The sequence below is a fragment of the Paenibacillus sp. GCM10027630 genome, from assembly GCF_042676305.1.
In the GTDB taxonomy this organism is placed as follows: domain Bacteria; phylum Bacillota; class Bacilli; order Paenibacillales; family NBRC-103111; genus Paenibacillus_S.
On record NZ_JBHTGY010000051.1, the window covers coordinates 41,867 to 51,009 of the forward strand.

Below are 9,143 nucleotides of genomic sequence, written 5' to 3' on the forward strand. Positions count from 1 at the left end.
GAGTGACCAACATGCGTAAACCAATCATTGCCGGTAACTGGAAAATGTTCAAAACTGTAAGCGAAGCGACTGCTTTTGTAAACGAAGTTAAAGGTAAAGCAGAGGTTGACGGTGTGGAGAGCGTTATCTGCGCTCCATTCACGAATCTTCCTGCACTTGTTGAGGCTGTAAAAGGAACTACATTAAAAGTTGGCGCACAGAACCTTCACTTTGAAGATAACGGTGCGTTTACAGGCGAAATCAGCGGTATCATGCTGAAAGATCTGGGTGTTGATTATGTGATCATCGGCCATTCCGAACGTCGCGCGTATTTCCTGGAAACCGATGAGATCGTTAATAAAAAGGTGCATGCAGCCTTCAAGCACAGCTTGACGCCAATCGTTTGCGTAGGCGAGAAGCTGGAAGAACGTGAAGCGGGTCAAACCAAGCAAGTTTGCAAAGTGCAAACTGAAGGCGCATTTGCCGGCCTAAGTGCAGAGCAAGCAGCTGAAGTGGTTGTAGCCTATGAGCCTATCTGGGCCATCGGAACAGGCAAATCTTCTACAGCAGCTGACGCTAACGAAGTTATCAGCTATATTCGTGAGCTGATCGCTGGGCTATACAGCCAATCCGTGGCAGATGCGGTTCGTATCCAATACGGCGGCAGCGTAAAGCCGAACAACATCAGCGAATATATGCAAGAATCCGATATCGACGGAGCTCTCGTAGGCGGTGCCAGCTTGGAACCAGCTTCCTACATAGCGCTTGTTGAGGGGGCCAAGTAAGATGTCCAGACCGAAACCGGTAGCACTGATTATATTGGATGGCTTCGGCCTTCGTGGTGAGATCACGGGTAACGCTGTCGCTCAGGCGAATAAGCCTAACTACGACCGGTACTGGAATGAATACCCGCATACAACTCTGGTTGCGTGCGGAGAAGCGGTTGGATTGCCGGAAGGGCAAATGGGCAACTCTGAGGTAGGTCATTTGAACATCGGTGCGGGTCGTGTCGTGTATCAGGATTTAACTCGTATTTCCAAGTCGATTCGTGATGGCGAGTTTTTTGAGAACGAAACTATTCTTGGCGCTATACGTAATGCCAAAGATAATGGTAAAAAGCTTCATCTGTATGGATTGCTGTCTGACGGTGGCGTACATAGCCATATTGCACATTTGTTTGCTCTGCTTGAAGTGTGCAAGAAGGAGCAGTTCGAGGAGGTTTACATCCATGCATTCCTGGATGGTCGTGATGTAGCTCCTGACAGTGCCAAAGGCTATATGGGCCAGCTGCTCGCCAAGATCGATGAAATTGGCGTAGGCAAAATGGCTACTGTACAAGGTCGCTACTATGCGATGGACCGGGACAAGCGCTGGGAGCGTACGGAAAAGTCTTACCGTGCGATGGTATATGGAGAGGGTCCGCAGTTCACTGATCCGATGGAAGCCATTGTGGATTCCTATGAAAAATCGGTGTTTGACGAATTCGTAATGCCGACGGTTATCGTGAAAGCGGACGGCACACCTGCAGCCTTGGTAGAGTCAGGCGACTCTGTCATTTTCCTTAACTTCCGTCCGGACCGTGCGATTCAGCTTTCTCAAGTGTTCACGAACAGCGATTTCCGCGGGTTCGATCGCGGCGAGAAATGCCCTGCTAATTTGTACTTCGTCTGCTTAACCTTGTTCAGTGAATCTGTGGATGGATTTGTAGCTTACAAGCCTAAGAACCTGGATAACACATTAGGTGAGGTCGTTGCCCAAAACAATCTTAAGCAGCTTCGAATTGCTGAAACGGAGAAATACCCGCATGTAACGTTCTTCTTCAGCGGCGGCCGTGATAAGGAGCTTCCAGGTGAGACTCGCATTCTGATTCCATCACCTAAGGTAGCAACCTATGACCTGCAGCCGGAAATGAGCGCATATGAGCTTGCTGAAGCCGCAGTTGCAGAGATCGAAGCTGAGCGTCAGGATGTTATCATTCTGAACTTCGCCAATCCGGATATGGTAGGTCATTCCGGCTTACTGGAGCCTACGATCAAAGCAGTAGAAGCGACGGATGCTTGCTTGGGTAAAGTCGTTGAGGCTGTGCTTGCTAAAGGCGGAGTGGCGCTAATCACTGCTGACCACGGTAACGCCGATTTGGTAACAAATGCGGACGGCAGCCGGAATACGGCACATACAACAAATCCGGTCCCTTTTATTGTAACGTCCAAACATGTTACACTAAGAAACGATGGAATTTTGGCAGATATTGCTCCTACCATTCTGACGCTGCTGGAAGTAGCACAGCCGGAAGAAATGACAGGTTCCAAATTAATCTAGCCTCATGTTCAAGAAAGAGTCACCGGGGTCGGTCATACGGCCCTGACAAAATTATAAAAGTCTAAGGAGTGTTTCGAAATCATGACAACTATTGCTAATGTGTATGCTCGTGAAGTATTGGATTCCCGCGGTAATCCAACAGTAGAAGTAGAAGTATTTCTGGAGTCCGGCGCAAGAGGCCGTGCTATCGTTCCTTCAGGCGCATCCACAGGCGCTTACGAGGCTGTTGAGCTTCGTGATGGTGACAAGTCCCGCTATTTGGGTAAAGGCGTTCTGAAGGCTGTTGAGAACGTTAACGACATCATTGCTCCTGAATTGATCGGCTTTGACGCTTTGGATCAAGTAGGTATCGACCAAAAAATGATCGAGCTTGACGGCACACCGAACAAAGCTAAGCTGGGTGCAAACGCAATTCTAGCTGTTTCTATGGCAGTTGCTCGTGCTTCTTCCGAGGCTTTGGATATCCCGTTATATGTTTACTTGGGCGGATTTAACGCTAAGCAGCTTCCGGTTCCAATGATGAACATCATCAACGGTGGCGCTCATGCGGACAACAATGTTGACGTACAAGAGTTCATGGTGCTTCCAGTTGGCGCGCCTTCGTTCAAAGAAGCGCTTCGTACTGGTGCAGAAATTTTCCACAGCTTGAAATCTGTTTTGCAAGAAAAAGGCTTGAACACAGCAGTTGGTGACGAAGGTGGCTTTGCTCCTAACTTCTCTTCGAACGAAGAAGCTATCACTACTATCCTGACAGCTATCGAGCGCGCAGGCTACAAGCCAGGCGTTGACGTATTCCTGGGTATGGACGTTGCTTCCACTGAGTTCTACAAAGACGGTAAGTACCACCTGGAAGGTGAAGGAAAATCCTACACTTCCGCTGAGTTCGTAGACTTCTTGGCTGATTGGGTAGACAAGTACCCTATCATCACAATCGAAGACGGCTGCTCCGAAGATGATTGGGATGGCTGGAAGCTGTTGACTGAAAAGCTTGGCGGAAAAGTACAATTGGTTGGTGACGATCTGTTCGTAACTAACACAGTTCGCTTGTCCAGAGGTATTGAAGAGAATATCGGTAACTCCATCTTGGTTAAAGTTAACCAAATCGGTACGTTGACTGAAACTTTCGACGCTATCCAAATGGCTAACCGCGCTGGTTATACAGCTGTTATTTCCCACCGTTCCGGTGAGAGCGAAGACAGCACAATTGCTGACATCGCTGTTGCTACTAACGCTGGACAAATCAAAACAGGCGCTCCTTCCCGTACGGACCGCGTTGCTAAATACAACCAATTGCTTCGTATCGAAGATCAATTGCGTGATACAGCACAATACGCTGGTAAAAAAGCGTTCTTCAACCTGAAAAACTTTAAATAATATAATAGAGCACCCTTCGTGCTCTACCTAATCAATGCTTAAGGTAGCGACTAATGCCGCGCCTTAAGCATTGTGTATATTGTGTATATGGTTGGCTATTTAAGCCAACAATGGCTCTATAGCTATCGGCGGCAGATCATTGCCGCCAGGCACTTTAGTAAAATAATAGGTTGGTACTTTTTCGTAAGCTTACGATAAGCTGTGGTAGTTGGAGGGTTACACATTTACCGGAGAGTTTACGTGCGGCCTTTGAAATCGTGTTATTACCGCAAGGTATATTCAATGAGAACACGATTTCAACAGCCGCCGTAGGTAGATGTGGTAACCCGTAAACGAACAACAAGATTAGAGTGAGTTTGCAGTAAGTACCAACTTTCCCCGGAGGGATCAACGTGAGCAACTGGTTGAAGACTGTATTTTTTCTAGTAGGATCAGCCTTTCTCACTCGCTTGATCCCTTTTTCTTCATTTTTCCGCAATTTGGATACAATGATTCATGAATTCGGGCATGCGGTGGCAACTTTGGCTTTCTCAGGTCAAGTGATGTATATCGAGCTTTTTGCCAATCATAGTGGGGTCACATATTCCAGAGTCATGGACAATTGGACACAGATTCCGATCTCACTGGCTGGATATATGACGGCTTCCTTGTTTGCCGTATTTTTGTTCAAGATGAGGGAGATAGACAAACATCGCTTAGGCTTGCAGGTTATTACTTTACTGGCTATTGTTTCGTTAGTGCTGTTCGTCCGCAATGAATTTGGCGTGATGTGGCTGATCGGCTTTATTGCTTTGAACATTGTCATGCTGGCTTTAATGCCACGATGGTTGAGTGATTTTTACTATTTGCTGCTGGCCTTTCTAACTCTGGAGGAATCGGTGCTTGGACCGATTTCATTGATTCTTTATTCAGTGGAAAATTCTGCGTCTGCTGGCGATGCGACAAACTTAAGCCGGATCACGATGATTCCAGCTATAGGCTGGTCTGTCTTGTTTACTTTATTCTCGTTATGGTGTGCGAAAGGTGCCATTCAAGCATTCTTAGGACGGAGAAAAACGAGACCAAGACCTGCCAAGCAGCCTTATTCCAACTATGAGTAAGGGCTTGTTTGCCAGTAGGACAACTTTATGATATAATGCTAATACTGTCCATTTTCTATTATATATAAGTGGCCAATGGCCGTTGTTTGTGACGATAGATTTTCGCTGGAGGTGGAAACATGGAATTAGTTTTGAAAATTATACTGGTTATTGCGTCGCTTGGTTTGATTGCAGCCGTATTGCTTCAGCCAGGGAAAAGCGCGGGGTTATCCGGTGCCATCTCCGGAGGTGCGGAGCATCTATTCGGAAAGCAAAAGGCGCGTGGCTTGGAATTATTTTTAAATCGTCTGACGATGGGGTTAGCGGTTGTTTTCTTCGTTCTGACGCTAATTGTTGCTTACTTTGTAAAAACAGCGTAATTTAAAAGCACTACAGCAGGGGCATGTTACTCCTGCTGTTTTTTTATTCAAGCAAAGCCTCAAACGCCCATTCCATGTGCTGCGAATTTGCGTAAACTGTTAAGGTGATCAAGAGGACGAGGGAGAATAAAATTGGCGTGTTTTCTTAATAGAGAAATGGGTAAAACTATAGAGAAGTAAGGTAGAGGAAGGTGAGGACTTTGGTTCAACGCAATGATGTATTGGATTTTATGAGAGAAACGGCTTATAAACCGATGACATATCAAGAATTAGAGAAATATTTCCAGATAAACAGCGCGCAGGATTTCAAGGATTTTATTAAGCTGTTGAATGAGCTGGAGAACGAAGGGCACATAATACGGACTCGAACGGAGCGTTACGGTGTACCGGAACGGATGAATTTGCTGCGAGGCAAGCTGCAGGCTCATGCCAAAGGGTTTGGGTTTTTGATTCCAGAGGAACGCGATCATCCGGATGTGTACATACACGCCAACGACATGGGTGGGGCCATGAATGGCGATATCATTCTCGTTCGGATAACAACCAAAAGCGCTGCCGGCGGCAAGCTGGAAGGTGAAGTGGTCCGGGTAGTCAACCGTGCCAATACGCAAATTGTTGGATTGTTTCAGATGAATGAAGGCTATGCTTTTGTAATTGCAGATGATAAGCGGGTCGTTCGTGATATTTTTATCCCTAAGGAAGCTTTTAATGGGGCTATGGACGGGCATAAAGTGGTTGTGCGCATTGTAACTTATCCGGAGGGTCGTGCGGCAGCGGAAGGTGAAGTTATTGAGATTTTGGGGCATAAAAATGATCCCGGAGTCGATATTATCTCTGTTATCCGCAAGCATCAGCTGCCTGAGACTTTCCCTGATGAGGTTTTGGCAGAAGCCACTGAGGTACCCGAAGTAATCGCAGAGACAGACCTGGTAGGACGCCGTGATTTGCGGAATAAACGGATTGTAACGATTGATGGTGAAGACGCCAAGGATTTGGATGATGCAGTTAATGTAGAGCGTCTGGAGAATGGCAACTACTTGCTGGGCGTTCATATTGCCGATGTGAGCTATTATGTACATGAAGGAGCTCCGCTGGATAGGGAAGCTTATAATCGCGGCTGCAGCGTATATTTAGTGGATCGTGTAATCCCTATGCTGCCTCACCGGTTATCGAATGGGATATGCTCGTTGAATCCGCAGGTAGATCGTTTGACCATGTCTTGTGAGATGGAATTTGACGCTAATGCCAACGTGGTGCGCCATGATGTGTTCACTAGCGTAATTAAGACAAGCGAGCGGATGACCTATACGAATGTTCGGAAGCTGTTGTCTGGGGACGCAGAGCCGGAGCTTGTCGAAAAGTACGACTATTTAATGGATGATTTCCGGTTAATGGAAGAGCTGGCGATGAAATTGCGCGGGCGTAGGATGAAGCGGGGCGCTATAGATTTTGACTTCGAGGAGTCTAAAATATTAGTTAACGAGAGCGGCAAGCCTACGGACATTGTAAAAAGAGAGCGGACCATTGCTGAACAAATCATTGAAGAATTCATGCTTGCGGCTAATGAGACGGTTGCGGAGCATTTTCATTGGATGAAAGTACCTTTCTTGTATCGTATTCATGAAGATCCCGATTCTGAGAAGCTAATGCATTTCATGGAATTTATTACGAACTTCGGTTATGCCGTGAGGGGTAAAGGGAACACGGTTCATCCCCGTGCACTGCAAACATTGCTGGAGGAAATAAAGGGAACTAAGGAAGAAACGGTTATCAGCAAAGTGATGCTGCGTTCCATGAAGCAGGCGAAATATGATGCTCAGAGTACAGGCCACTTTGGTCTGGCAGCTGAGTTTTACTCTCACTTTACGTCACCTATCCGACGTTATCCTGATTTGATCATACATCGTGTCATGCGCGAAGTGTTGGAAAAGGGCGGGATGGATGAAAAACGCCATGAATACTTAACAGCCCGTATGGATGACATCGCGAAGCAGTCCTCGGAGCGTGAACGTGTAGCTGTGGATGCCGAGCGGGAGACTGAGGCTTTGAAGAAAGCCGAATTCATGATGGATAAAGTCGGCGAGGAATTCGAAGGCATGATCAGCAGCGTGACGAGCTTCGGTATTTTCGTAGAGCTGGATAACACGGTCGAAGGTCTGATCCGTCTGAGCGATATGCACGATGATTACTATCATTACCATGAGGCGCAGCATGCGTTGATTGGGGAGCGTACCTCGAAAATTTATCGCCTCGGCGATGAATTGAAGGTGCGGGTGGCCCGAGTGAGCATGGAAGACCACACCATCGATTTCGAGATGGTGGATATGAAGCCGCGCCAGAAGGTAAGCCTCGTAGGCGCGTTGAAAGCAGTGCGCGGCGACAAGCAGCGCGGCCGCGCAGGCCGTGGCGCTTCAGCGGCGGCTGGGGGCCGCGGTTCGCGTGGCGGCGACCGCGAGCGCACCGCAGCTGAGGGCGCCCGCAGCGGGCGGCGCGGCAAAGGCGGCTCAGGCGCCGCTGCAAGCGCAGGCAGCAGCGGCAAAGCCGCAGCCGGCGGCGGCAAGAGCCGCAAGCGCAAGGGCGCCAGCGCCGGGGCGGCTGTTGGAGCCGGTGCCCCGAGGGGCATCGGCGTAGACGCCGCCAAGGCGCGAGCGCTGGACGCAGCGCCCGGCAAGGGCACAGGCGAAGCCGGGCGCACAGGGCCGCGGCGGCGCAAGAAAAAGCAAGCGAAAAAGTAGTCGTTTCGCTTGCTTCCAAGGGTTGGAGTTGGTAAAATAAACTCCAATCCCTTTTTTGAGATACAGTCGTTGTGGGGTAAGGAGTGAATGGCTCTATGGTGAGCAAAAAATCCGATAGCAAAGTTCTCGCACAGAATAAGAAAGCTTCCCATGATTATTTTATTGAAGATACTTATGAGTGCGGCATGGTACTGACGGGAACCGAAATTAAGTCACTACGGTTAGGCCGGGCCAATATAGGTGATGCCTTCGCTACGATTCGTAATGGAGAAGCCTTCATCCATAACATTCATATCAGCCCGTTCGAACAGGGCAATCGCTTTAACCCAACGGACCCGACACGCGCTCGGAAGCTGCTTCTGAAGAAAGTGGAGATCCGCAAGCTGCTCGGCTTGGCCAAGCAGGAGGGTTATACCTTGGTTCCGCTCAAAATCTATGTTCGTAATGGATTTGCCAAGCTTTTGATTGGACTCGGTAGAGGTAAGAAGCAATATGACAAGCGTGATACCGCAGCTAAGCGTGATGCTCAGCGTGATATCCAGCGTGCACTGCGTGAGAAGCAGAAGGTAGCAAGGTAAATATACCCAACTTGTCATGAGATTGCCTTGGATTCCACTAACTCATTCGTCTTTTTATGTGGAAGTGTGTTATACTAATTAGGCATCAAGATAAACTTTCATAGTAGTATCAAGATCGCATTAGAGAATCAGGTAAATTTTTATCATAACCTTTTGAGCAAGTTGCTTTAATTAAGAGTCTCCTTAGCCGGGGGCTCTACTATGCGGGGACGTTCTTGGATTCGACGGGGATAGTTCGAGCATGAGTAGCGGGTAGTGGGGACGCGTCCACTTCATCAACGCTAAAGCCTATTAAATGGCAAACAACAAACAAACTACGCTTTAGCAGCTTAATAACCTGTTAGCGTGCTTCTACTCAGCATCGCCCATGTGACTGGGATAGGGGCTCAACTATAGTGGGATACGACGTTTGGTCTCCGCCTGGGGTCGGACGTAGGAAGACAATCAGGCTGACCCAACGTATAGCCTGTCGCGGGGCGATACTCGGGTGACATCAAATCCGTGACTACACCCGAAGAATCTTATGTGGCGTTATCTTCGGACAGGGGTTCGACTCCCCTCGTCTCCATAAAATGCAAAAAGCATCGACCATCTGGTCAATGTCATTAAGTTAAGCTCAAAAACAATAGCGGAATTAAAATGGAATTCGAAACGGCATGGGAAAAATCCCTGTGCCGTTTGTTTTTTTTGGTGTAAGCC

At 48.0% G+C, this 9,143-nt stretch carries 7 protein-coding genes and 1 other RNA gene; all 8 read left to right on the forward strand.

Translation table 11 applies throughout. From position 1 onward, the window contains the following. Positions 1–11: 11 nt before the first annotated feature. The 8 genes from tpiA to ssrA all read left to right on the forward strand — a co-directional run bounded on the left by tpiA (position 12) and on the right by ssrA (position 9,015). Positions 12–764 carry a triose-phosphate isomerase gene (gene tpiA / locus ACFQ0C_RS24550; protein WP_379370482.1) on the forward strand — a complete coding sequence of 251 codons (753 nt, stop codon included), beginning with the start codon at positions 12–14 and terminating at the stop codon, positions 762–764. Position 765: 1 nt separating this feature from the next. Continuing rightward, positions 766–2,298 carry a 2,3-bisphosphoglycerate-independent phosphoglycerate mutase gene (gpmI, locus tag ACFQ0C_RS24555; RefSeq protein ID WP_379370484.1) on the forward strand — a complete coding sequence of 511 codons (1,533 nt, stop codon included), beginning with the start codon at positions 766–768 and terminating at the stop codon, positions 2,296–2,298. An 81-nt stretch (positions 2,299–2,379) separates the two neighbouring features. Then, positions 2,380–3,672, forward strand: coding sequence for a phosphopyruvate hydratase (eno, locus tag ACFQ0C_RS24560; RefSeq protein ID WP_258217755.1), 1,293 nt, complete (start codon positions 2,380–2,382; stop codon positions 3,670–3,672). 392 nt (positions 3,673–4,064) lie between these two features. Beyond that, a complete protein-coding gene (locus ACFQ0C_RS24565) occupies positions 4,065–4,772 on the forward strand; it encodes a M50 family metallopeptidase (RefSeq protein ID WP_379370487.1) in 708 nt (235 codons plus the stop codon). A 119-nt stretch (positions 4,773–4,891) separates the two neighbouring features. Then, a complete protein-coding gene (gene secG, locus ACFQ0C_RS24570) occupies positions 4,892–5,131 on the forward strand; it encodes a preprotein translocase subunit SecG (protein ID WP_171656468.1) in 240 nt (79 codons plus the stop codon). 200 nt (positions 5,132–5,331) lie between these two features. Then, on the forward strand, positions 5,332–7,866 hold the full coding sequence (gene rnr, locus ACFQ0C_RS24575) for a ribonuclease R (protein WP_379370489.1): 2,535 nt from the start codon (positions 5,332–5,334) through the stop codon (positions 7,864–7,866). A 98-nt stretch (positions 7,867–7,964) separates the two neighbouring features. After that, entirely contained in the window at positions 7,965–8,444 is a 480-nt protein-coding gene (smpB, locus tag ACFQ0C_RS24580; protein ID WP_308862404.1) for an SsrA-binding protein SmpB, read from the forward strand. A gap of 205 nt (positions 8,445–8,649) precedes the next feature. Next, positions 8,650–9,015: a transfer-messenger RNA gene (gene ssrA / locus ACFQ0C_RS24585) on the forward strand. Positions 9,016–9,143: the final 128 nt, after the last annotated feature.

Excerpts from the sequence above, each read along its gene's own strand:
- tpiA (WP_379370482.1), top strand. The coding sequence starts at position 12 with ATGCGTAAACCAATCATTGCCGGTAACTGGAAAATGTTCAAAACTGTA.
- gpmI (WP_379370484.1), top strand. The coding sequence starts at position 766 with ATGTCCAGACCGAAACCGGTAGCACTGATTATATTGGATGGCTTCGGC.
- eno (WP_258217755.1), top strand. The coding sequence starts at position 2,380 with ATGACAACTATTGCTAATGTGTATGCTCGTGAAGTATTGGATTCCCGC.
- secG (WP_171656468.1), top strand. The coding sequence starts at position 4,892 with ATGGAATTAGTTTTGAAAATTATACTGGTTATTGCGTCGCTTGGTTTG.